General features: G+C 55.6%; 25 protein-coding genes. 22 read left to right on the plus strand and 3 right to left on the minus strand.

From position 1 onward, the window contains the following. Positions 1 to 31 precede the first annotated feature (31 nt). The 14 genes from deoC to recO all read left to right on the plus strand — a co-directional run bounded on the left by deoC (position 32) and on the right by recO (position 11805). On the plus strand, positions 32 to 703 hold the full coding sequence (deoC, locus tag C772_RS10635; protein ID WP_008299897.1) for a deoxyribose-phosphate aldolase: 672 nt from the start codon (positions 32 to 34) through the stop codon (positions 701 to 703). 128 nt (positions 704 to 831) lie between these two features. Further along, positions 832 to 1005, plus strand: coding sequence for a 30S ribosomal protein S21 (gene rpsU, locus C772_RS10640; RefSeq protein WP_008299898.1), 174 nt, complete (start codon positions 832 to 834; stop codon positions 1003 to 1005). A 171-nt stretch (positions 1006 to 1176) separates the two neighbouring features. Next, positions 1177 to 2499: an NfeD family protein gene (locus C772_RS10645; protein ID WP_035002128.1), complete on the plus strand. Its 1323-nt coding sequence runs from the start codon at positions 1177 to 1179 to the stop codon at positions 2497 to 2499. Positions 2500 to 2510: 11 nt separating this feature from the next. Continuing rightward, complete coding sequence (floA, locus tag C772_RS10650) at positions 2511 to 3512, plus strand: flotillin-like protein FloA (protein WP_008299901.1); 1002 nt, start codon at positions 2511 to 2513, stop codon at positions 3510 to 3512. A gap of 30 nt (positions 3513 to 3542) precedes the next feature. Further along, on the plus strand, positions 3543 to 4043 hold the full coding sequence (locus tag C772_RS10655; RefSeq protein WP_008299903.1) for a hypothetical protein: 501 nt from the start codon (positions 3543 to 3545) through the stop codon (positions 4041 to 4043). A gap of 69 nt (positions 4044 to 4112) precedes the next feature. After that, on the plus strand, positions 4113 to 4361 hold the full coding sequence (locus C772_RS10660) for a hypothetical protein (protein WP_008299906.1): 249 nt from the start codon (positions 4113 to 4115) through the stop codon (positions 4359 to 4361). Further along, positions 4348 to 5472 carry a sporulation protein YqfD gene (locus C772_RS10665; protein ID WP_008299908.1) on the plus strand — a complete coding sequence of 375 codons (1125 nt, stop codon included), beginning with the start codon at positions 4348 to 4350 and terminating at the stop codon, positions 5470 to 5472. Before C772_RS10660 ends, C772_RS10665 begins: the two co-directional genes overlap by 14 nt. A gap of 4 nt (positions 5473 to 5476) precedes the next feature. After that, positions 5477 to 6439: a PhoH family protein gene (locus tag C772_RS10670; RefSeq protein ID WP_008299910.1), complete on the plus strand. Its 963-nt coding sequence runs from the start codon at positions 5477 to 5479 to the stop codon at positions 6437 to 6439. 218 nt (positions 6440 to 6657) lie between these two features. Next, on the plus strand, positions 6658 to 8772 hold the full coding sequence (locus C772_RS10675; protein ID WP_008299912.1) for an HD family phosphohydrolase: 2115 nt from the start codon (positions 6658 to 6660) through the stop codon (positions 8770 to 8772). An 18-nt stretch (positions 8773 to 8790) separates the two neighbouring features. Beyond that, positions 8791 to 9279: an rRNA maturation RNase YbeY gene (gene ybeY, locus C772_RS10680; RefSeq protein ID WP_008299913.1), complete on the plus strand. Its 489-nt coding sequence runs from the start codon at positions 8791 to 8793 to the stop codon at positions 9277 to 9279. Continuing rightward, positions 9266 to 9631: a diacylglycerol kinase family protein gene (locus C772_RS10685; protein ID WP_035002132.1), complete on the plus strand. Its 366-nt coding sequence runs from the start codon at positions 9266 to 9268 to the stop codon at positions 9629 to 9631. The genes ybeY and C772_RS10685 overlap by 14 nt, the downstream gene beginning before the upstream one ends. 13 nt (positions 9632 to 9644) lie before the next feature. Continuing rightward, positions 9645 to 10049: a cytidine deaminase gene (locus C772_RS10690; RefSeq protein ID WP_008299917.1), complete on the plus strand. Its 405-nt coding sequence runs from the start codon at positions 9645 to 9647 to the stop codon at positions 10047 to 10049. Then, positions 10039 to 10953, plus strand: coding sequence for a GTPase Era (gene era, locus C772_RS10695; protein ID WP_008299918.1), 915 nt, complete (start codon positions 10039 to 10041; stop codon positions 10951 to 10953). The genes C772_RS10690 and era overlap by 11 nt, the downstream gene beginning before the upstream one ends. 57 nt (positions 10954 to 11010) lie before the next feature. Further along, on the plus strand, positions 11011 to 11805 hold the full coding sequence (recO, locus tag C772_RS10700; RefSeq protein WP_008299919.1) for a DNA repair protein RecO: 795 nt from the start codon (positions 11011 to 11013) through the stop codon (positions 11803 to 11805). A gap of 434 nt (positions 11806 to 12239) precedes the next feature. On the opposite strand, the gene C772_RS10705 is transcribed toward recO, so the two are convergent. Beyond that, complete coding sequence (locus C772_RS10705) at positions 12240 to 13619, minus strand: glycine--tRNA ligase (RefSeq protein ID WP_008299920.1); 1380 nt, start codon at positions 13617 to 13619, stop codon at positions 12240 to 12242. Between the two features lie 363 nt (positions 13620 to 13982). Between C772_RS10705 and C772_RS10710 the strand changes: the two genes are divergently transcribed. The 8 genes from C772_RS10710 to C772_RS10745 all read left to right on the plus strand — a co-directional run bounded on the left by C772_RS10710 (position 13983) and on the right by C772_RS10745 (position 22461). Further along, positions 13983 to 14621, plus strand: a complete 639-nt coding sequence (locus C772_RS10710) for a helix-turn-helix transcriptional regulator (RefSeq protein WP_200858849.1) — start codon at positions 13983 to 13985, stop codon at positions 14619 to 14621. A 10-nt stretch (positions 14622 to 14631) separates the two neighbouring features. Continuing rightward, the gene (locus tag C772_RS10715) at positions 14632 to 15447 is read left to right on the plus strand and encodes a pyruvate, water dikinase regulatory protein (protein WP_008299922.1); all 816 of its coding nucleotides are present in this window, start codon (positions 14632 to 14634) and stop codon (positions 15445 to 15447) included. A 252-nt stretch (positions 15448 to 15699) separates the two neighbouring features. Continuing rightward, on the plus strand, positions 15700 to 17520 hold the full coding sequence (gene dnaG / locus C772_RS10720; protein WP_008299923.1) for a DNA primase: 1821 nt from the start codon (positions 15700 to 15702) through the stop codon (positions 17518 to 17520). A gap of 31 nt (positions 17521 to 17551) precedes the next feature. Continuing rightward, positions 17552 to 18664, plus strand: coding sequence for an RNA polymerase sigma factor RpoD (rpoD, locus tag C772_RS10725; RefSeq protein ID WP_008299924.1), 1113 nt, complete (start codon positions 17552 to 17554; stop codon positions 18662 to 18664). Positions 18665 to 18855: 191 nt separating this feature from the next. Then, entirely contained in the window at positions 18856 to 19995 is a 1140-nt protein-coding gene (locus C772_RS10730; protein WP_008299926.1) for an acyl-CoA dehydrogenase family protein, read from the plus strand. A gap of 152 nt (positions 19996 to 20147) precedes the next feature. Next, positions 20148 to 20552, plus strand: a complete 405-nt coding sequence (gene cccA, locus C772_RS10735) for a cytochrome c550 (RefSeq protein ID WP_008299928.1) — start codon at positions 20148 to 20150, stop codon at positions 20550 to 20552. A 93-nt stretch (positions 20553 to 20645) separates the two neighbouring features. Then, positions 20646 to 21365 (plus strand): tRNA (adenine(22)-N(1))-methyltransferase, encoded by a 720-nt coding sequence (locus tag C772_RS10740; RefSeq protein WP_008299930.1) that lies wholly within the window; start codon positions 20646 to 20648, stop codon positions 21363 to 21365. Beyond that, a complete protein-coding gene (locus tag C772_RS10745; protein ID WP_008299931.1) occupies positions 21340 to 22461 on the plus strand; it encodes a Nif3-like dinuclear metal center hexameric protein in 1122 nt (373 codons plus the stop codon). Before C772_RS10740 ends, C772_RS10745 begins: the two co-directional genes overlap by 26 nt. Positions 22462 to 22509: 48 nt before the next feature. Here C772_RS10745 and C772_RS10750 read toward each other — a convergent pair whose 3' ends face one another. Together C772_RS10750 and vrrA are read right to left on the minus strand one after the other, a co-directional pair. Beyond that, positions 22510 to 23484, minus strand: coding sequence for a 4-hydroxy-3-methylbut-2-enyl diphosphate reductase (locus C772_RS10750; RefSeq protein ID WP_008299933.1), 975 nt, complete (start codon positions 23482 to 23484; stop codon positions 22510 to 22512). A 62-nt stretch (positions 23485 to 23546) separates the two neighbouring features. After that, entirely contained in the window at positions 23547 to 24149 is a 603-nt protein-coding gene (vrrA, locus tag C772_RS16850) for a VrrA/YqfQ family protein (RefSeq protein ID WP_081607167.1), read from the minus strand. Positions 24150 to 24155 lie beyond the last annotated feature (6 nt).

Below are 24155 nucleotides of genomic sequence, written 5' to 3' on the forward strand. Positions count from 1 at the left end.
GACCCCACGGGTCATTTTAGGAGGATCTGCCATGAGCATCAATGTCGCATCAATGATTGACCATACGCTTCTGAAGCCGGAAGTGACGAAAGAACAGATCGTAAAGCTTTGCAGCGAGGCGAGAGAGTACCAGTTCGCTTCGGTGTGCGTAAATCCTTACTGGGTGGAGACGGCAGCATCCGAGCTGTCGGGCTCTGATGTGAAAGTCTGCACGGTCATCGGATTCCCGCTTGGTGCCGGCACAAAAGAGACAAAGGCTTTCGAAACAAAGGATGCCATTGAAAAAGGCGCCCAGGAAATCGATATGGTGATCAACATCGGCGCACTGAAAAGCGGCGATGAAGAAACCGTCGAAGCGGACATCCGCGCAGTCGTGGAAGCGGCCGCCGGAAAGGCTATCGTCAAAGTGATCATCGAGACCTGCCTACTCACCAATGATGAGAAAATCATCGCCTGCCGCCTGTCCAAGCAGGCCGGGGCAGACTTCGTTAAGACGTCGACCGGATTCTCAACGGGGGGTGCGACGGTCGAAGATGTCGCGCTGATGCGCCTGACAGTCGGTGATGAGATGGGCGTAAAGGCTTCCGGGGGCGTTCGCAGCCTGGAAGATCTGCAGGCAATGGCAGAGGCCGGCGCCACAAGGATCGGCGCCAGCTCCGGCGTCAAGATCATGCAGGGGCTCACTTCGTCCGAAGATTACTGAGCTCTCTGGAAAAGATGCATCCCAAAATAAAAGATATATATTGACCGGCGCCAGTATATAAGCTATAATTTCTGAGTACATGACGTGTTTTCATGTATGGAAGTGCGTACGGAGGGAGGGGAAAAGACATGACAAAAACTGTCGTTCGTAAAAACGAATCGCTTGAAGATGCTCTTCGCCGCTTCAAACGTGGTGTTTCCAAATCGGGCACGATCCAAGAGGCCCGCAAACGCGAGTACTATGAGAAGCCGAGCATTAAGCGGAAGAAAAAGTCCGAAGCAGCCCGCAAGCGCAAATACTGATCCCCCTCACCATCCCTGCCTCCATAACAGGAATGGCCAGAATCAGATAATGTATGCAAAACCGGAAAGTCCCTTGGGATTTTCCGGTTTATTTCATTTTCATGAAACTTTTTGCTTCGTTCATCCGTAGAATCACCTATAATGGACGGAGAGACGAATGGGGGTGAAGACTTGAAAGGAATCCGCTTGATCCGCGGCCTCCTTCTGTTTGCCGCCCTGTTCCTCATGGCGATTCCACATGCCGGGGCGGATAGCGGCAAAGTTTACCACGTGCCATTGGAAAATGAAGTCGAACGGGGACTGTACGAGTTCCTGGACCGCTCATTTAAAGAAGCCGAAAAGGCCGGCGCCGAAACGATCGTCCTGGAGATCAATACACCGGGAGGGTTCGTGGATGCCGCTGGCCGGATCGCCAAGCTGATGGATGAAACGAAGCTCCGCACGATTGCGTTTATCAACCGCGATGCCCTGTCTGCGGGCGCATTCCTGGCGCTGCATGCTGACGAGATCTATATGCATCCGAACGGACGGATCGGCGCGGCGCAGGTGATCGACCAGTCCGGAAACGCTGCCGGAGACAAAGCCAACAGCGCGTGGCTTGCGTCGATGAAGGCGGCTGCCGAATCGTCTGACCAGGACCGGGATCCGAAATATGCCCTGGCGATGGCAGATGCTTCAATCGATTTACCTGAGTACCGCGCCGGGGAAGGAAAACTCCTGACGCTTTCCGCTGATGAGGCACTGGAAGTCGGATATAGCGAGGGAACCGTGTCATCACTGGATGAACTTCTGTCGACCGTTGGGCTTGAAGGTGCCGAAGTCGTCAAGATGAATGAAACGTTCAGCGAAAAACTGGCACGATTCATCACGAACCCGGTCGTCGTGCCGATTCTTCTGTCGATTGCAGGGCTCGGGCTTGTCGTCGAACTGTATTCGCCAGGATTCGGCATCCCGGGATCGATGGGCGTCGGGGCATTGCTCCTGTTCTTCTACGGACATCTTGTCGCGGGACTTGCCGGTTATGAATCGCTGCTGCTGTTCCTGGCCGGCATCGGGCTGCTGATTGCCGAGCTGTTCGTACCGGGAGGCATCCTTGGCATCCTCGGCGGTGTGGCGATGGTCGCGGGCATCATCATGGCGGGGGCTGACCCGGCCTGGATGGCCATTTCCGTCATCACGGCGCTGGTCATCACGATATTGGGAATGGTGATCATGATGAAATTCTTTGGAAAACGGCTCCATCTGCTTAACCGCATCGTCCTGAGAGACGCCACCGACACCGAGAGCGGCTATGTGTCAAACGCCAACCGGCTTGAACTGATCGGCCGGAAAGCCCGGACTGTGACAGCGCTCCGGCCTTCCGGTACGGCAGAAATTGACGGGGAATTCCTCGATGTCGTCTCAGAAGGCAGATTCATCGGGAAAGACCAGCAAGTTAAGATTACGAAAGTGGAAGGCTCCAGGATTGTTGTCCGGGAAGCCTCCGACGAATAGGAGGAAACAGAATGCTTGGATTGGGAACAATCGGGCTGATCATCGTCGCTTTTCTGGTGATCGTCGCCCTGTCCGTCTTCTTTACATTTGTGCCGGTCACGCTGTGGATTTCCGCACTCGCAGCCGGCGTGAAAGTCAGCATCTTCACACTGATCGGGATGCGTCTGCGCCGGGTAATTCCGAGCCGGATCGTCAACCCGCTCATCAAGGCCCATAAGGCCGGGCTTGAAGTGGGCATCAACCAGCTGGAGAGCCATTATCTCGCCGGCGGTAACGTGGACCGTGTCGTCAATGCCCTTATCGCCGCTCATCGCGCGAATATTCCTTTGACTTTCGAACGTGCGGCAGCGATCGACCTCGCAGGCCGTGACGTGCTCGAGGCCGTCAGCATGTCCGTCAACCCGAAAGTCATCGAAACGCCGTTTATTGCCGGTGTGGCGATGAACGGAATCGAAGTCAAGGCAAAATCCCGCATTACGGTCCGGGCCAACATTGACCGGCTCGTCGGGGGTGCCGGCGAAGAGACGATCGTTGCCCGTGTCGGCGAAGGGATCGTTTCGACCATCGGTTCCTCCAAGCACCACACCGTCGTTCTTGAAAATCCGGATATGATTTCCCAGACAGTCCTCTCAAAAGGACTGGATGCCGGCACGGCATTTGAAATTCTGTCGATCGATATTGCGGATGTGGACATCGGCAAGAACATCGGTGCCGAGCTCCAGACTGAGCAGGCAGAAGCCGACAAGAACATTGCGCAGGCAAAAGCCGAAGAGCGACGCGCAATGGCCGTCGCCAGCGAGCAGGAAATGCGCGCGAAAGTCGGAGAAATGCGCGCCAAGGTTGTCGAGGCGGAGGCGGAAGTTCCGCTTGCCATGGCAGAAGCGCTGCGTTCCGGAAATATCGGCATCATGGATTACGTGAACTACAAGAACATCCAGGCAGACACTTCCATGCGTGAAACCCTCGGCAAAATGGGCAAGGAACAGGACAAGCGAACTGACGGCCAGAAATGATCCGCGGTGTAACGGAAAGGGGATGAGCTGATGGAACCGATCATCCTGCTGATCATCTCACTGATCATCGGCACCCTGTTCAAGGGAAAGGAAAACCAAAAGCCGCCGGCGCAAAAGCCGAATCAGGCCCCCCGTCCGGAAGCTCCCAAGCGGCCCGCTGCCCAGGCAGGAAACCTGAAGGACCTGACAAAGCAGCTGTATGAGGATCTGCAGAAAGAGATCCAGAAAGAAGCCAAGGAATTCAGGACGGATCCCCGGTCTGCGGAACCTAGGCCCGAGCGGCCGGAGCCCGTTCGCAGAACAGGCCGTGATGCGGAGGCTATAACCGGTACCGCCGGTGAATCGGCTTCCGCCGCCAAGCGGTCCGAGCGGCCGGAGCGCATTCGTGAGCGTATGAGCGCAAAGGCCCCGGCTCCCCGTGAACAGGGGCCGGCAGAACCGGAATCATTATTCCCCGGGTCCGAAGAAGAACTTGCACGTGCGATCGTGTTTGCGGAGATTCTCGGCCCGCCAAAAGCAAAAAGAAGATAAACCGGCAATAGCCGGCGTGAATGACCCCCCTCAGCCTGTCATAAACTGAAGGCCAAGGGGGGTTTTTGTATGCGCAGATTTTTCAGGATGGTCCCTTTTCTCGAAATCGAGGACCATCAGACGCTGCGGCTCAACGGAAAATTCACCATCGGGAAGATCGGCGAGCGTGCGGTCAGTCTCCGCCTTGCGCCATATGCGATGACACTCGAAGGAGAAGCGGTGAAGGTGGAGGAGATCGGCGACGAGGCGGCGCTGATCACATTTGACCGGCTGGACCGGTTCACGCTGATCCGTACGAGGGACCATGCGGACGGCTAAGCGGCTGCGGGGACGGGAAACCGTCTGGCTTACGGTGACGGGAAGCGGAGCCGATGCTTTTCTGTCGGCCTGTGCCGCTTCCGGAATCCGCCTGAGGGAGGCAAGCCGTGACGGGGAACGCCTCCGGTTTTCCGTGATGCGGAAGGACATGCCCGCCCTCCGGAAGCTGAGACGGAAATACCGGGTAAGACTCGGGCTGCAGGCAGGAAGGGACGGGGTGATCCTGGACCTGTCCCCATTCCGTGTGATCGCCGTCCTGCTTTTCCTGTTCGTGCCCCTGGCCTGCTCCGGGCTGATCTGGTCGGTCGGAGTGGAAGGCGGAAAGCCTGAGCGGCAGGAGCGGATCAGTGCCTATCTCGAAAAAAACGGCATCCGGCCATTTATCCCGATCGGATCTGTTCCGGACGAATCCGAGATCCGGAATGACCTGATGGTCGCCGATCCGGGACTTAGCTGGGTCCGCGTGAGCCGCGACGGCGGCCGCCTGACCGTCCATCCGATCGAAGCTCCGGAGACTGGTGAAGATGCGGGCAAAAAGCTGCCCCCGGCCCATCTTGCGGCATCAAAGCGGGCGGTCATTACCCGCTTTGAGCTGTCAAGCGGTGTCCGGAACGTCCTTCCGAATACGACTGTGGAGAAAGGGGACATCATCGCCTCCGGAATTGTCACGCAGCGGGAAGACAGCCATGTGACCGGCGCGGAAGGAAAGGTTTACGGAGACTATTACGTTGAAACACGGTTCGAGATGCCGGCATCCATCCGGTATTCGGCACCGGGGGAACGGGCTTACCGGCTTTCGGTCGGCAATGATGCCGCTGACCGGAACGCCTGGCGTGAAGTTCCGCTGCCCTCTTTCCTCGATTCTTTCCTGACCTTGTCAGAAAGCCGTGATGGTGCGGCAAGGGAAGTGAAGATCACGGAGGAAAACGGGGAGCGAATCATCCTGTCTGTCTTGAAGGAAAAGCTGCTGGGCACACTGGATCCCGACGCGACTGTAAAGGATGAAAAAGTTTTGCGAGTGCATTATGATAATGATAAAGTAAAGGGGACCGTATTATTTCTCATAAATGAAAATATTGCCGTAAGAAAACATATTTCCCAAGGAGATTGATCGATTGGAAGAAAACACGGTACAACTGCATGTGGAAGATCCAAATGAAGCGGTGATGCTGCTCGGCATCTCCGACCAGAACATGAAGCTGATCGAGGAAGAACTCGGGGTGCGTGTGCTCACCAGGGGCGGCGTCATCGTGATCCAGGGTGAGGAGGAACCGCGCGGAACCGCACAGGAGCTCCTCAGCCAGCTGCTGCGCGTCATAAGGAAGGGCATCAACATCAACCTCCGGGACGTGTCCACAGCCCTTGAGATGGCCAAGAACGGGACAATCGAATACTTTGCAGAACTATACGATGAAGAGATCGCCAGAAATTCAAAAGGCAAGGCCATCCGTGCCAAGACAATCGGTCAGCGCGAATATGTTCATGCCATCCGTGCAGAGGACATGGTCTTCGGGATCGGCCCGGCCGGCACCGGGAAAACCTATCTCGCCGTCGTAATGGCCGTACAGGCATTGAAAAATGGACAGGTCAAGCGCATCATCCTGACGCGCCCGGCCGTGGAAGCAGGGGAGAACCTCGGCTTTCTGCCAGGTGACCTGAAAGAAAAGGTCGATCCTTATCTGAGGCCGCTGTACGATTCCCTTCACGATGTGCTTGGGCCGGAACAGACAGAACGGCTGATTGAACGGGGAACCATTGAAATTGCGCCGCTCGCCTATATGCGCGGACGGACTTTGGATGATGCATTTGTCATCCTCGACGAGGCGCAGAACACGACAAAGGCTCAGATGAAGATGTTCATGACCCGGCTCGGCTTCGGTTCAAAGATGGTGATTACGGGTGACCAGACCCAGATCGACCTGCCGCGCGGGACGGAATCCGGTCTGATCGTCGCCCAGCGAATCCTGAAAGAGGTACAGGGAATCCGCTTCCTGCACTTCGAGCAGGCGGATGTTGTCCGCCACCCGCTCGTCGCGCGGATCATCGAAGCATACGAAGCAAGCAGTCACCGGGAGTGACCGAAACGGTTCACCGGCCGAGTACTCCTGCCTCAGCTGGAGTCCGGCCGGTTTTGTCGTCTTCGGGGCTGAGGCCGGCAGATATGGAAGGGGAAAAATGCTGCGGTCGCAAATTCATAAGTGGGTTCGCGAATCTATGAACTGCGGACGTTCACTCACGCGAAACTGCATGATACCGACGCAAATTACGTTTTTGCCCGCCGCTAGGGGGAACTGTTATGTTCAAGGGGTTGCAATCGCTTGTTGAAAGGGTTTCATTTTCCGTTTTCTCCATCGTCATTCTCGGGCTTTCCGCCCTCCTGGCCTTTGGCCTCATGCTCGGAAGCGTAAAGGACGAGACCTATGATATCCGGATGTTCCACCTCGCCAACGAAACCATCCGGGCGACCAAAACGGTGGAAGATCCGGTCAAGACTGAACAGGAACGGCAGCGCGCAGCGTCCGAAGTCACCCCGGTCTACGACTTTGACGAGGAGGCTGCGCAAAACAGTGCAGCCGTTGTGCGTTCCGTTTTCGACTATGCCCTGGATGCCAAAGCGGAAACCGCCAAGGATGACCAGGAAGAACCTCCGGACACTGCCAGGCAGATATCGGATCTCCGGAAAAAACTGGAGGATCTTGAGGATTCGGGAGGCGGATTCCGCCTGTCGGACGACCTTCTCGGAATGCTTGTGCGTGCCGGCAATGCAGAGCTTGAAAAAGCCCGCGACACCGTCAGTTCAATTGTATCCGAAGTGATGGAGAAGCCGGTCCGGGACACGGCCCTTGCGGATGCAAGAAACGAATCGGAAGACCGGATCCGTACGTCCGCCGTCCCGCCGGGGCTCATGCCGGCAGCGGTGGAAATCGGGCGCTCCAGCATCATCGTGAATGAAAAAGTGGACGAGCAGCAGACCGAGGCAAGGATCGAGCAGGCCAAAGCCGAGGTGGAACCGACCCGTATTTTGCAGGGACAGGTCATCGTCCAGGAAGGACAGATCATTGACAGGGAAGTGCACCGCCAGCTGGAGCTCGCCGGACTGCTGAACGAAAGTGCATCACTCCGGCCGGTATTGGCGCTCGGTCTTTTTACGCTGTTGATTTTCTGGTTCATCTACCGGCATTTCAGACAGCTGGAGCATCCCGGGTATGTGAAGAAGAAATGGTTGTCCATCACGCTGGTTGTCTATTTCCTGACCATCGTTGCGATGAAGCTGCTTGCCGCGACGGAAATCGACTTTAATATGGCGCTTGCCTATGTCTATCCAACAGCGCTTGTGCCGTTTCTTCTCCGGCTTCTGACGGACGGGAGGATGGCGATCCTCCTGACGATCCTGACCGCGGCAACGGGCGGCCTTCTCCTTCAGGAAGGGTATTCCCCGGTCGCCAATATGGAGATTGTGCTGTATATCCTGTTCGGCGGATTTGCCGGGCATTACCTGATACAGGGTGACGGGCGGAGGTCGTCGATCCTGACGGCAAGCTTTGGCGTATCAGTGGTCAATGCGCTTTTCATTACGTTTTATCTCCTTATGACCCAATCACACTTCGGATTGCAGGAGTGGCTGCTCTTCATGATGGCCGCGCTCGGTTCGGGTCTGTTGTCCGGTGCGCTCACCATCGGCCTGATGCCGTTTTTTGAAACCGTGTTCGGTATCCTGTCGGACCTGAAGCTTGTGGAACTGTCCAATCCGAACCATCCTCTCCTGAAGAGGATTTTGACAGAAACCCCCGGTACATACCACCACAGTGTCATGGTCGCCAACCTGTCCGATGCGGCATGCGAGGCGATCGGTGCAAATGGGCTCCTGGCCCGGGTCGGAAGCTATTATCATGATATCGGGAAAACACGGCGCCCGGCATTTTTCATCGAAAACCAGATGGCCGGCACGAACCCGCATGATTCGCTGCCTCCGGAGAAAAGCCGTGACATCATCATCGCCCATTCCGCGGATGGCGCGGAAATCCTGGAAAAGCACGGCATGCCGAAGGAGCTTGTGGATATCGCCCGGCAGCATCACGGCACGACCCTGCTCAAATACTTCCTGGTGAAAGCGAGGGAGGCGGGGGAGAATGTGGACGAGGAAGCATACCGGTATCCCGGTCCAAAGCCGCAGACAAAGGAGATCGCGGTCATTTCAATTGCAGACAGCTGTGAGGCGGCCGTGCGCTCGATGAAAGAACCGACACCCGAGAAAATCGAACAGCTGGTCCGTTCCATCATCAGAGACAAAATGAATGACGGCCAATTTTCGGAATGCGACCTCAGTTTCAGGGAACTGAATATTGTGGGGGAAGTGATCTGTACGACACTCAACGGAGTGTTCCATAACCGGATCGAATATCCGAAATGACCGACTGGAGGACTTAATATGACACTGACGATTGATATGATGGATGAAACCGGTACAGTTGGGGAAAAGGATCAGCAGCTGGTCATGAGGCTGCTGGAACATGCCGCAAATATGGAGAAGGTCGGCGAGGCGGAAGTATCCGTTACATTTATGGACGACGAATCCATCAGGACGATCAACCGGGATTACCGGGACAAAGACCGGGCGACCGATGTTATCTCGTTTGCACTTGAAGAAACGGTCGAAGGTGAAATCCGGGTCAGCAGTCCTGAAGGCATGCCCCGGCTGCTCGGGGACATCCTCATCTCAACGGAAACGGCGGACAGGCAGGCCGGGGAATATGGGCACAGCCGTGAACGGGAAATCGGCTTCCTTGCACTTCATGGATTTCTCCATCTTCTCGGCTATGATCACATGAACGAAGAGGACGAACGCAGGATGTTCGGCCGCCAGGATGAAATTCTGGAGACGTTCGGTCTCGGGCGTGACACGGATGGACATCCGTAAGCTATTTTGTTCGTTCCGGTTTGCATGGCGGGGAATTGCACACGGATTCCGCACAGAGCAGAATTTCAGGTTCCACGTCATTGCCGCCGTAATCGCGGCCGCCGCGGGATGGGTCACCGGCCTGTCCCCGTCAGAATGGATGATCGTCATCCTGCTGTCCGGGGGAATGTTCGCCCTTGAGCTGATCAACACAGCCATTGAACGGGTCGTGGATCTCGTATCCCCCGAGCATCATCCGCTTGCCGGACAGGCGAAGGACGCAGCCGCAGGCGCGGTCCTCGTCTTTGCAGTTGCAAGCGCAGTGATCGGATTCATGATCTTTATTCCCAAATGGCTGAATCTCTTATTTTGAAGGTGGTTAATCTATGGATAAACAACAACTGATGGAGCGGGCAAAAACGGCCCGCGAACTCGCGTACGTGCCTTACTCGAAATTCCAGGTGGGTGCAGCACTTCTGACCAAAGAGGGTGAAGTCTTTGGCGGATGCAATATTGAGAACTCCGGCTACAGCATGACCAATTGTGCGGAGCGGACGGCATTCTTCAAAGCCATCTCGGAAGGAAAACGCGACTTCAAGGCGCTTGCGGTAGTCGCGGATACGCCGGGTCCTGTTTCTCCATGCGGGGCCTGCAGGCAGGTCATGGCGGAATTCTGCGACGGGGATATGCCCGTGTATCTGACAAACCTGAAGGGGGACGTCCTGAAGACGACCGTCAGCGGACTTTTGCCGGGGGCTTTCAAAGCGGAGGACATGGAACATGCTGAATAACCGTGAAGGCTTCAAGTCAGGGTTCATATCGATCATCGGACGCCCGAATGTCGGCAAATCGACTTTCCTCAACCGGGTGGTCGGGCAGAAAATCGCGATCATGAGCGACAAACCCCAGACCACGCGGAACAAGGTCCAGGGCGTTGTCACAACGGATGAAAGCCAGATGATTTTCATCGATACGCCGGGCATCCACAAGCCGAAGCATAAGCTGGGGGACTTCATGATGAAGGTGGCCAAAAACACGCTCAAGGAAGTGGATCTGGTGCTCTTCATGGCAAATGCCGATGAATCACTCGGCAAGGGCGATGAATTCATCATGGAGATGCTCGGCGACAGCGGAACACCCATCGTACTTGTGCTGAACAAGATCGACCTGATCCATCCCGACGAACTCATCGGCGTCATCGAATCGTACAGAAACAAAATGGACTTTGCCGAAATCGTACCGATCTCGGCCCTCCAAGGGAATAATGTGGACCGGCTGATGGGCGTAATCAAGGATTATCTGCCGGAAGGACCGCAGTACTATCCGGCCGACCAGGTAACGGACCATCCGGAGCGGTTCATCATTTCTGAACTGATCCGGGAAAAAGTCCTTCATCTCACGCGTGAGGAAATCCCGCATTCGGTCGCCGTCGTCATCGAACGGATTGCCAAGCGGGAAGGGCAGGAAACCGTCGATGTCAGCGCGACGATCATTGTCGAGCGGGACTCCCAGAAAGGGATTGTCATCGGCAAGCGCGGGGCGCTCCTCAAGGAAGTCGGCACCCGTGCCCGCCAGGACATTGAGATGCTGCTCGGCAGCAAAGTGTATCTGGAGCTGTGGGTAAAGGTCCAGAAGGATTGGCGGAACCGGGCCAACCAGCTTAGGGAGTATGGTTTCCGGGAAGATGAATACTGATGGGGCGCGGGCCGGGTGCCCGCGCTTTTCTTCACATCCGGAGAAGGAGGGAAGACGATGCTGAACAAATGGGAAGGGATCGTCCTTCGCACCGGCCCATACGGGGAAACAAATAAAGTGGTGACGCTCCTGACCAGGGAAGCCGGCAAGGTGACCGCAATGGCGCGTGGGGCAAAAAAGCCGGCAAGCCGTCTGGCCGCGGTGACCCAGCCATTCACACACGGCATCTTCATGATCTACAGGGGTAGGGGCATGGGAACCCTGCAGTCGGGGGATACGCTGAACCAGATGCGCCATCTGCACCAGGACATCACGGCCACCGCCTATGCGAGTTATATCGCGGAACTGATGGACCGTCTGATCGAAGACAATCAGCCGTCTCCTGCCCAGTTTGAACTCCTCAGACAGGCGTTCCATGCCATTGATGAGGAGTACGACCCTGAGGCGATCACCCTGTTTGTGGAATGGAAAATGCTCCCCGTAGCCGGGATCCACCCTGTCTTGCATCAGTGTGCAAGCTGCGGCGCGACAGAAGGGGAGTTCGCGTTCTCCTTCCAGGAGGTTGGTTTCCTCTGCCACCGCTGCTTCCATGTCGACCCCTACCTGATCCGGCTGTCGCCTTCGCATCTCCGCCTGATCCGGACGTTTTATACGGTTCCGATCGAGCAGGTCGGCAAGCTGACACTCAAACCCGCCACCAAGAAATTTATGAGGAAGATCGTCAGGACCATTTATGATGAACAGGTGGGCCTCCGCCTGAAATCCGCCTCCTTCCTCGATCAGCTCGAACGCATGCCGTCATTTGGCAGGGAAGAGCGACCGGCGGAAGCTGACTCTGATGATTCGGAATGACGTTCTTTCCCGGGAAATCATTTAGTCCACCACGCATGATGCAGACAGGATAAACCAATTTTTGGATTAGTGAAGGGAGATGAATGGGTACCTCGGGAGCACGAGTGGTTACCCAGTCATTGCGCCAATCGCAACCGTCTCCGATGAATCACATCGAACATCGTTGGGCTTAAACGGAGAGCGTCTTTCCGACTTACCCTCTTTATCATGTAGTACTATGACAGCTAGTCCCATTCAATATCGGATACATTCGTTCTTTTAAATGTTTCATGCGGATTGTAGCGGAGGGCCCGAGACTCCTCGAAAATGCTACGCATTTCCTTAGGAGTTTCAGGAATAGAAAAAACTGCAGACAAAGGAGTGATCCACTCACTTTGTCTACAGGCAAAGGCAGCCCGCAGGATGCGGACTGCCTTTTTCATATGATATGGACATCAGAATTCAAGACGCTGTTCGATAAATGCGCGGACTTCGCTGACCGGCATGCGGACCTGTTCCATCGTGTCGCGGTCGCGGACAGTCACCTGTCCGTCTTCCTTGGAATCAAAGTCGTAGGTGATGCAGAACGGTGTACCGATCTCATCCTGGCGGCGGTAGCGTTTCCCGATCGATTGGGATTCATCATAATCCACCGGGAATGATTTGCGCAGCTCCGCCCATACATCCTGGGCCTCATCCGAAAGCTTCTTGGAAAGCGGAAGGACCGCTGCCTTGAATGGCGCAAGCGCGGGGTGGAAGCGGAGGACCGTGCGCTGGTCATCTTCGCCGATTTTCTCTTCTTCATAGGCATCACAGAGGAAAGCGAGCGTTACACGGTCTGCGCCGAGGGAAGGCTCGATGCAGTATGGTACGTACTTTTCTCCTGTTTCCGCATCCGTCATGGTAAAGTCTTCGCCTGAATGCTCCATGTGTCGCTTCAGGTCAAAGTCGGTCCGGTCTGCGATGCCCCAAAGTTCGCCCCAGCCGAACGGGAATTTGTATTCGATGTCGACCGTCGCGTTTGAGTAGTGGGAAAGCTCTTCTTTTTCATGTTCGCGCAGGCGGACGTTTTCATCCGTCATGTTCAACTGGTCAAGCCAGTTTTTGCAGAAGTCGCGCCAGTATGCGTACCACTCGAGATCGTCGCCCGGCTTGCAGAAGAATTCCAGTTCCATCTGCTCGAACTCACGTGTCCGGAAAGTGAAGTTGCCCGGTGTGATTTCGTTCCGGAAGCTCTTGCCGACCTGGGCGATCCCGAAAGGCAGTTTTTTGCGCATGGACCGCTGGACATTTTTGAAGTTGACGAAGATGCCCTGTGCCGTCTCCGGGCGCAGGTAGATGTCGTTCGAGGAAGAGTCTGTCACTCCCTGGGAAGTCTTGAACATCAGGTTGAACTGGCGGATCTCCGTGAAGTCCTGAGCGCCGCAGTCCGGGCAGGTGATGTTATGCTCCTTGATGAGCTCCTGCATTTTCTCGAACGGCAGGCCGTCGACGACCATTTCATTTCCTTCGGCCTCGAGTTTGTTTTCAATCAGCTTATCCGCGCGGTGGCGGGCTTTACAGCTTTTGCAGTCGATCATCGGGTCATTGAAGTTGCCGACATGGCCCGATGCCTGCCAGACCTTCGGGTTCATGAGGATGGCGGCATCAAGGCCCACATTGTACGGGGACTCCTGCACGAATTTCTTCCACCAGGCCTTCTTGATGTTGTTTTTCAGCTCCACTCCGAGCGGGCCGTAATCCCATGTGTTGGCAAGGCCGCCATAGATGTCGGAACCCGGGAAGACAAATCCCCGGTGCTTGGCCAGATTGACGATCGTTTCCATTGAAGTCATGTCTGTTTCCTCCTCGTATTTTCATACAGGCGATGTCTGGGTCGGTGCCGGGCCGGGTTCAGCGGCACTCCATTGAAAAAGCACCCGTCCCCGGACATTACGTCCGGGGACGGGTGCCTGATGACCCGCGGTTCCACCCCGATTGGCCGGAAACCGGCCCTCTTTCAGAGAGATCGGCTCGGGGGTGCCGCTTCATATCCGTGCAGGCTTTCACCGTCCCTGCTCGCTTTTGCTGGATATTACTTGATTATCCCTTCATCGCCGTATGAACTTTGACAACATTGTAGCATGGGATGAATCGTTTCGCAATCGGATGCAGATTCGGATATAATGAACTAGGCTATTACCCATCAAGTACAGGATGTGAGTCGTATGGAACTCAATAAGCGTCAGGATGAGATCCTGGAGATCGTGAAGGCAGACGGGCCGATCACTGGCGAACAGATCGCGGAACGGCTCAGCCTGACCCGCGCCACGATCCGGCCCGACCTCGCCATCCTGACGATGGCAGGCTTTCTGGACGCCCGCCCGCGCGTGGGCTACTTTTATTCGGGCAAGAAAAAGGATCAGCATCTGACAGAGAACATGATGAACATGAAGGTTCGGGATTTCCAGTCGATTCCGGTTGTTGTCCAGGAATCGCTTTCCGTCTACGATGCGATCACCCAGATGTTCCTTGAAGACGTCGGTACGCTGATTGTCGTGGATGACCAGTCCAAGCTGACCGGGATCCTTTCCAGGAAAGATTTGCTGCGGACAGCCATAGGCGGAACCGACCTGGAAAAGATTCCCGTGCATATGATCATGACGAGGATGCCGAACATCGCTTATTGCCGGAAAAACGAGGCCCTTGTCCATGTGGCGAAGGTGCTGATCGAGCGGCAGATTGATGCGCTCCCGGTCGTCGAAGAAACGGAAGAGGGACTTTCTGTCATCGGCCGTATCACCAAGACAAATATCACCTCGGCATTCCTGTCGCTGGCTGAAAATCACGATTTGTGAGAGGTGCCCTATGAATCAACTAAAAATGTATATCGTGTCCGACTCAATCGGCGAGACCGGAGATCTGGTGGCGAAGGCGGCCATCAGCCAATTCCGAAAAGATTTTGAATCGACCGCGGTCAAGCGGATCCCGCATGTGGAATCCACAGACCAGCTTCAAGAAATCACGGAAATCGCTGCCGAACAGCATGCCATCATCCTCTATACGCTGGTTAAGGAAGAGATGAGGACATACATCAGGCTGGAGTGCGAGCGGCGGAATATCCCTTCGATCGATCTCCTCGGACCGATCATCGATGTGATCGGCAGCACGCTCAACGAACGCTCTTCGGAAGAGCCCGGGCGTGTCCGCATGCTGGATGAAGACTATTTCCAGAAAATTGAAGCGATCGAGTTTGCGGTCAAGTATGATGACGGCAGGGATCCGCGGGGTCTCCTGCTTGCGGACATTGTCCTGATCGGCGTGTCGAGGACGTCGAAGACTCCGCTGTCCCAGTACCTGGCACATAAGCGCTATAAGGTCGCAAACGTTCCGCTTGTTCCGGAAGTGGAACCGCCTGAAGAGCTTTTCAAGATTGATCCGGACAAATGTTTCGGACTCGTGATCTCACCGGAAAAACTGAACTCGATCCGAAAAGAACGGCTGAAGGCGCTCGGTTTGAAAGATGACGCAAATTATGCGAAAATCGAGAGAATCAGGGCCGAGATTGATCATTTCTACTCGGTGGCGGACAGGATCGGCTGCAGGGTCATCGATGTAACCGACCGGGCAGTGGAAGAAACCGCGAATATCATCCTGAATATCAAACAGAAACGCGAACGATGAACGGCAGAACCGCCTCTTCGGAAGGCCGGTTCTTTTTTTTGCAGCCGGTCCCGAAGAAAGTAGAGCGGGAAGTTCAAAAAATCTTCTCTTATGGTGGAAATCCACCGTAAGGCGTATTATAATTGGATATTGTGAATAAAATGCGCGTAGTGGGCAGTTTTCTTCCCTCCTGCGCACTTTTTTGTCGAAGAATGAAGGATTCTTTCCGTGAATCTCGAATTCGAGAGTACGGCCGAAAGTGTGGTGTGAAGGATGAAGCGGATTCCGGAAGAGAAGATCGAGGCCATCCGCTCCCAGACGGATATTGTCGGGCTGGTCGGTGAATATGTCCAGCTGACGAAAAGGGGGAGGAACTGGTTCGGGCTATGCCCGTTTCACGATGAGAACTCTCCATCCTTCTCGGTATCCGAAGACAAGCAGATGTTCCACTGTTTCGGATGCGGTGCAGGCGGGAATGCGATCACATTCGTCATGGACGTCGAAAACCTTTCGTTTGTGGAAGCGGTGGCCAAACTTGGTGCACGGTCAGGGATCGAGGTTGAGACCGGTGAGGCGTCCGGCGGCGGGCGGCAGCTGCCCTCCGGCCACAGGAGGCTCCTGGATGCCCACCGGTACGCGGAAGAATTCTATCGTCACCTGCTCCTGAACACAGTGGAAGGGGAGGAAGCGCTCGAATATCTTTATGGACGCGGCTTCACAAAGGAGACCATCGACAAGTTCGGCATCGGCTGGTCGTTGGGCAGCCGGGAATCGCTTGTCACCCTGTTGAGGCGCAAAGGCTTCAGTGATGAGGAAATTGCGGAAGCCGGATTGGCGATCATCCCCGAAAACGGTAATGGCGTGTTTGACCGGTTCAGGAACCGGGTCATGTTTCCTCTCCATGATATGAACGGGAAAACGGTAGGATTCTCCGGCCGGGTCATCAAAAAGACCGGGGACGAACCAAAGTACCTGAACAGCCCCGAGTCACCGATCTTCAACAAGAGCGAAATTCTCTATAATTACCACAATGCACGTCTCGCGGCCCGTAAATCGGGTAATGTAATATTGTTTGAAGGATTCATGGATGTCATTTCTGCGGATTCGGAGGGCGTACAAGCCGGTGTCGCCCTCATGGGCACGGCGATGTCGGACAAGCATCTTTCGATGTTGGGTCGCGTGACAAATGAGGTCATCATCTGTACGGATGGCGACAATGCGGGATGGGAGGCGGCCAGGAGGTTCAGCCGGATGTTCCCCTCGAACCGCCTGGACGCCAAGGTGGCCATCGTGCCCGAAGGCCTGGATCCGGACGATTACCTTAAAAAGTATGGGGGAAAGGCATTCAGGGAAAACATAATCGGCCAGCCGCATACACTTTTGTCATTCTCGATGATGTATGCCAAGCGCGATAAGAACCTGAAGAATGAAAATGACCTCCTACAGTATATCCACGAAGTTCTGGAGGAACTGGCCGGAAAGACGACTCCTGTCGAGCGCGACCTGTACCTGAAGCAGCTGGCGGAGGAGACGGGCGTCTCTGTTGAGGCGCTTACTGCGCAGTTCAGGAAGTCGGAAGCCCGCCATACCCGGAAAGAAAGACAGGCACCGCCGCCGGAAAGCCGGCCTGCCGAACCGGCAGTTCCCCGCGGAAAGACCCGGAAGACCCCGGTGGCAAGAGCGGAGCGGATCATTTTATCCCATATGCTCCGTGACGGTGCACTGTTTGCGCGGTTCAGGGACTCGGGTGAAGGCAGCCCGTTCTTCCATGATGAATATACGGCGATTTTCGTCAGACTTGCAGGATTTTATGAGGAATATGGCGAACCGGATGTACATCGCTTCTGTGAAACGCTAGACGATCCGGAACTGAGGAAAATCGTCATGGAAACAGCGATGAACGAGCTTTCCGGCGAATACGCCGAGGAAGAGATCCGGGACAGCATGCGCCATATCAGGAAATATAGGATCGAAATGGAAATCAGCGAAAAGCTGCAGCAATCTAAGGAAGCGGAAAAGATGAGCAATCTGAGCCGCGCCCTTGAACTATCCAGGGAAATCATCGCATTGAGAAAGTCCTTGTCGGCAATCTGAGTGTGCCGGCTTTTGCAGGAGGAGGAGTAAAATGGCAGACCTTTCAGGGCAGTCTAATGAGCATGAACACGAAATGACAATTGAGGAAGTGAAGACGCAACTGCTGGAGCAGGGCAAAAAGGCCGGCGAGTTGTCATTTGACTACGTAACGGAAAAATTATCCGCTTTTGATATGGAGCCGGATCATTTCGAAGAATTCCTTGACCAGCTCGAGGAGCAGGGAGTTGAGATCGAGCGCAAAGGAAAGGGGCCGAAAGGCGAAGAAGGTGAGGAAGAGGAGTTTGACCTCAACGACCTGAGCGTGCCGCCCGGTGTTAAAATCAACGACCCTGTCAGAATGTATCTGAAAGAGATCGGCCGTGTCGACCTCCTTTCCGCGGAAGAGGAAATCGCACTTGCCAAACGTATCGAGGATGGGGATGAGGAAGCGAAAAAACGTCTCGCGGAGGCCAACCTTCGACTTGTCGTTTCAATCGCCAAGCGTTATGTAGGGCGGGGCATGCTTTTCCTTGACCTCATTCAGGAAGGGAACATGGGCCTGATCAAAGCGGTCGAGAAGTTCGATTACCGCAAAGGCTTCAAGTTCAGTACGTATGCAACGTGGTGGATCCGCCAGGCCATCACACGGGCAATCGCCGACCAGGCCAGGACCATCCGTATCCCTGTCCACATGGTCGAGACGATCAACAAGCTGATCCGTGTCCAGCGCCAGCTTCTGCAGGATCTCGGACGCGAACCGACACCGGAAGAGATCGGCGAGGAAATGGATCTTCCTGCGGAAAAGGTGCGGGAAATCCTGAAAATCGCGCAGGAGCCGGTTTCTCTGGAGACGCCGATCGGGGAAGAGGATGACTCCCATCTTGGGGATTTCATCGAGGACTCCGAGGCTCAGTCACCTTCTGACCATGCTGCCTACGAACTGCTTAAAGAGCAGCTTGAGGATGTTCTGGATACACTGACCGACCGGGAGGAGAATGTGCTCCGTCTCCGTTTCGGACTCGATGACGGAAGGACCAGGACCCTTGAAGAAGTCGGAAAGGTGTTCGGCGTCACCCGCGAACGGATCCGCCAGATCGAGGCAAAGGCACTCCGCAAGCTGCGCCACCCGTCCCGGTCGAAGCGGCTCAAGGATTTTCTTGAATAAGAATAAGTTTCCGCGGTTTCTTCCGAAACCGCGGTTTTTTTGTTTTGGGAACCCGGAACAGCAAAAAGCTGCTGATGGTGAAAAAGGGCCATTCCGGCAATGGTGTTCCATTATTTGCACACATGGTTGTTAAGCGAGCGCTCGTTCAGTTATACTATCTTTGAAAGCGTATTCACAAAGGGGGATGCAAGATGAACTTTGACCTGACTGATGAGCAGCAGATGATCCGGAAGACGATCAGGGAATTTGCCGACGAGGTCGTGGCTCCGGGGGCGATTGAGCGCGACAGGACAAAGGAATTCCCGAAGGAAATCTTCCGCCAGCTCGGAGAAATGGGAATGATGGGCCTTCCGTTCGACGAAAAATACGGTGGGGCAGGTGCCGATACGGTCAGCTTCGCCATTGTGACGGAAGAGCTGAGCCGGGCGTGCGCTTCTACGGGGATCACCTACTCGGCCCACATTTCGCTTGGGGGAGCGCCTCTGAACCTTTTCGGGACGGAGGAGCAAAAGCAAAGGTATCTGGTGCCGATCTGTACGGGTGAATCACTGGGGGCATTCGGGCTGACGGAGCCGAACGCCGGTTCCGATGCAGGGGGCACGCAGACGACGGCGAAGCCGGAGGGGGACGACTTCGTCATCAATGGCAGCAAAGTGTTCATCACCAATGCCAGCCATGCCAAACACCTGGCGCTTACTGCCATCACCGGCATGGAAGACGGCAAAAAGGAGATTTCCGCCATCATCGTTCCGACGGATGCGGATGGATTCAAGGTGATCGACAACTATGAGAAAATGGGACTGAACGCGTCCAATACGACGGAACTGGTCCTTGAAAATGTCCGGGTGCCTCAGGAGAATCTGCTCGGCAAGCGGGGCAACGGATTCCGCCAGTTCCTGGTGACGCTTGACGGCGGACGGATCGGGATCGGGGCGATGGCAGTCGGAATCGCGCAGGCTGCATTTGACCGCTCGCTCCAATATGCCAAGGAACGCAAGCAGTTCGGCCGGGCCATTGCAGATTTTCAGGTCAACCAGTTCAAGCTGGCAGACATGGCGCTCAAGATCGAACTGGCAAGAACCATGGTCCATAAAGCAGCCTGGCTGAAAGATCAGGGCCGTCCGTTTTCCAAGGAAGCTGCGATGTGCAAGCTCTACGCATCCGAAATCGCCATGGAAGTGGCGGATGAGGCCATCCAGCTGCATGGAGGATACGGGTACATGAAAGAATATGAAGTGGAGCGCTATATGCGCGACGCGAAACTGCTGGAGATCGGCGAGGGGACATCCGAGGTCCAGCATATGGTCATCGCCCGCCAGATTGGCGTGTAACTCCGGAAGCCGAACGGACTTTTGCCGAATTTGTCACAAAGTCGCAAAACTTCCCGGCTAATGCTTTCAGTTTTCGTGGGAATGCAGTACAATATGTATTGTTCACTGTATATAACTGTACAGCTATCTCACGGAAAAGGGGGTTTTAGTCGATGAACAGAAATCCTGTCGTACCTTATATCCTGATCATGGCCCTCGGGATCGGCCTTATTTTCTTCATGTCTCTTTATGGACTGGATAACCAGGAAGAAATCGCAGCTGACCAGGAGCAATCCGAGGATAGCGGCGGCGATACCACTACTGGTGAGGCCGGTGGTGAAGGCGGAGACGAAGCTTCTTCCGGTGACTTTGATCCAGAAGCACTTGCACAAGGAAAATGTGTTTCCTGCCACGGACAGAACTATGAAGGCTCTGTCGGACCAAGCCTGGTAGGCCTTGATTCGAGCGCAGACGAAGTCAAAGACGTTCTGAAGAACGGTAAAGGCGCAATGCCTGGCGGTCTCGTCCCGGACGAGAACCTCGATGCGATGGCTGAATGGGTGCTTTCGCTTCAATAATGAACTTGCTCTAGAAACCCTTATCCGGAATCCGGATAAGGGTTTTAACATTTTACGGATTGTTGTTTACAATTGCAGAAGGAGGTGCGGAAGATGAATGTGAACAAGCTTTCCGGGCGGCTCCAGGCAGTCGCTTCGCATATCGGGGAGGATGCCGTCCTGGCGGACATCGGGAGCGACCATGCATACCTCCCGGCCCACCTTGCACTCAGAGGCCGGATCCGCAGGGGAATTGCCGGTGAAGTGGCCAAGGGGCCGTATGAATCAGCCGAGGCGACAATACGGGAGACCGGCCTGCAAGGAAAGGTGGAAGCCCGCCTTGCGGACGGCCTCGAGGCCATCCTTGAAGAGGACGGGGTTGACACGGTTTCCATTGCAGGGATGGGAGGTCCGCTGATCGCCTCAATTCTCGAAAATGGAAAACCGCGACTGTCAGGAGTCCGCCGTCTGGTTCTTCAGCCGAACATCCATGCGGGGGCCATCCGCTCATGGGCGATGGCCAACGGTTGGTGCCTCACAGACGAGGACATCCTCGAGGAAGACGGGAAAATCTATGAAGTGCTCGTGCTTGAACGGGGTACTGCCGTCTATGATGACATGCAGTTGAGGTTCGGGCCGTTCCTGTCCGAAAGACAGCCGCCCGCATTCAGGAAAAAGTGGGAGCGGGAAGCCGCTTCGGTCCGGAAGATCTTGGACAGGATGCAGGAAGCATCCCCTTCTGCTGAGCGTGACACCAAAGAAGCCGAACTAAAGCGCTCACTTGATCAAATCTTGGAGGTGCTCGGTAATGGAGAAGAAAACCACGGTCAATGACATCATCCGCCTAATGGAAAATTGGGCCCCGAAAAAATTCGCCTACGACTGGGATCCGGTCGGGCTGCAGATCGGAAGACCGGATGCGCCTGCCGGCAAAGTCCTCGTCACTCTTGACGTGACAGAAGAGGTGGTCCGGGAAGCGGCCGAAGCCGGCGCTGGGCTGATCATCGCCCATCACCCGCCGCTGTTCCGTCCGCTGAAGTCGGTGCGGACCGATACGCCGCACGGCAGAATTGTGGAACTGTGCATCCGGCACAACATTTCCGTATTCGTCGCCCATACAAACCTGGATGTGGCACCGGGCGGCGTGAATGATATGCTTGCCCAAAAGCTCGGCCTCTCCGGAATTACGATCATGGAAGAAACCTACAGGGAGCCGCTGTTCAAGCTGGCTGTCTTCACGCCCCATGACAGTGTGGAAAAAGTCCGCAAGGCGCTTGGCGATGCAGGCGCCGGCGCAATCGGGGATTATACACACTGCAGCTACGAACTGGAAGGGACGGGGCGCTTTACCCCTGCTGGGGGAGCCGACCCGTACATCGGCAGCGTCGGCAAGGCTGAGGCGGTCCGGGAGACGAAAATCGAAGTGGTGCTGACGGGCTCGATCCGTGACCGAGTCGAGCAGGCCATGATCGAAGCCCACCCGTATGAAGAGCCGGCCTATGACTTTTTTGTGCTTGACCAGAGACTTGAGGAATATGGGATCGGCCGCGTCGGCGTCCTGCCGGAACCGATGCCCCTGGAAACATTCGCCGGGCATGTCAAAGATCGTCTTGGGGTTCCTGCACTGCGTGTCGTAGATGGAGGAAACGAGGAAGTCCGGACCGTGGCAGTGCTCGGGGGCTCCGGCGCCAAATATGTCGGTGCCGCAATCGGGAAAAAGGCGGATGCGCTCGTGACGGGAGACATCGACTTCCATACCGCGCAGGATGCCGCCAACCTCGGGCTATCCATTGTCGATCCCGGCCATCACATCGAACGGATCATGGTCGGCGGTGTCAGGGAGCGCCTTGAACAGGATGCCAATGAAACCGGCATCCGCTGCGAATTCATCGAATCAGCGATCATCACCGAACCATTCCGGTTTATGTAATAGGAAAACGGGACTGCCCATTATGGACAGTCCCGTTTTGAAATTCCGTCAGACCGGATAAGGATTGATCCGCTTGACCGGTTTCGGGTTCTTGATGCGCGGAAGGATTTTCTCCAGTTTCACCTTGGAAGTGGTGTCATGTGTGGAAGGGTCGTTCGGGTCGTACTGATCGAAGAAGTTAATGACTTCCTTAACGATCGGTGTCGGCGTTGATGCGCCCGCCGTAACGGCGACCGTTTCCACGCCTTCCAGCCAGGCCAGGTCGATGCCGGAAACATCCTCGACCCGGTAGGACGGGGTTCCGGCGATTTCGATTGAGACTTGGGTAAGGCGGTTGGAGTTGTTGCTCATCGGGTCACCGACGACGATCAGCAGATCGGCATCACCGGCCTGCTCGGCAACAGCTTCCTGGCGTACCTGGGTCGCCATGCAGATCTCACGGTGTACTTCCAGTTGAGGAAAACGTTCTTGCAGGCGTTTCATGATATCAGCCACGTCCCACTGGCTCATCGTGGTCTGGTTGGTGACCAGAAGCTTCTCTGCACTGATCTCCAGGGCGTCGGCCTCCGCCATTGTCTGGATCAGGTGCACCTTGTCCGGTGCGACACCGATGGCACCCTCCGGCTCCGGATGGCCTTTCTTGCCGATGTAGATGATGTCATAGCCTTCTGCGGTCTTTTCTTCGATCAGATCATGGGTGGTCGTCACATCCGGGCATGTCGCGTCGATGGCGACGAGGCCTTTGCGGCGGGCAATCTCACGGACTTCGGGCGAGACGCCGTGGGCGGTGAAGATGACCGTGCCGCTTTCGACCTTTTCAAGGATCTCCTTGCGGTTCGGCCCGTCAAGCGTGATGATGCCGTCCTGTTCGAAAGCATCGGTCACATGCTTGTTATGGACGATCATTCCCAATATATAGATCGGCCTCGGGAGCGACTTGTCCATGGCGGCGTTCTGGGCGATGACCATCGCGTCCACGACTCCATAGCAGTAGCCCCTCGGGGAAATCTTGATTACATTCATGGATTTCACTCCTTCAGGTCACTGCCCCTATTATAGCGGAGCATGGCCGCGGATTCAAAGATTCAAAAAGGCGGCTGGAAAATACGGGGCACCGAGTTGCCGTCAGGACGGGGACCGGAGGCTTCGGAACGCGGTTCAGTGGCTCCGGAACGGGTCTGGGACGAATTTGCCGCTGTCCCGTTCCCGCCGCCTGCCGATGAGGTTCCGGAGAAGCCGCGATAGATCTGCAGCAGTGCCGGGATGTTCTGCATCATCGGGCTAAGCTGATTGATGAGCGGAGACAGTTGCTGGGCGGTGGATAAGAACTTATCGGCCGTCCTCATATAATTCTCAAGCCGTGACATTCCCTGTCCCTGTCCTCCGGCAGATCCCGGCATTCCGAAGGAACCGCCGGGTCCACCGGGGGCTCCGCCTGCTCCGAACCCTCTTCTGCCGAACCCGCCCGGACCAAAGCCGGGATTTCTTCCGAAGCCGGCAGGAGGCCCATTGAACATGCCCCTCTGGGGAGGCGGGCCGAACGGCATCCGCGGGGCGCTTCCTCCGCCTGAAAACGGGTAAAATGACTGATATCGCATCCGGCGGACTCCTTTCTTTAAAATACGCTCTCCCTTAATCATATGCAGCGTCTCCCGCATTGCCACCGATTCCCTTGAATCGTGCCGCATCCGCAA

It is taken from the genome of Bhargavaea cecembensis DSE10, assembly GCF_000348905.1.
Taxonomy (GTDB): Bacteria; Bacillota; Bacilli; order Bacillales_A; family Planococcaceae; genus Bhargavaea; species Bhargavaea cecembensis.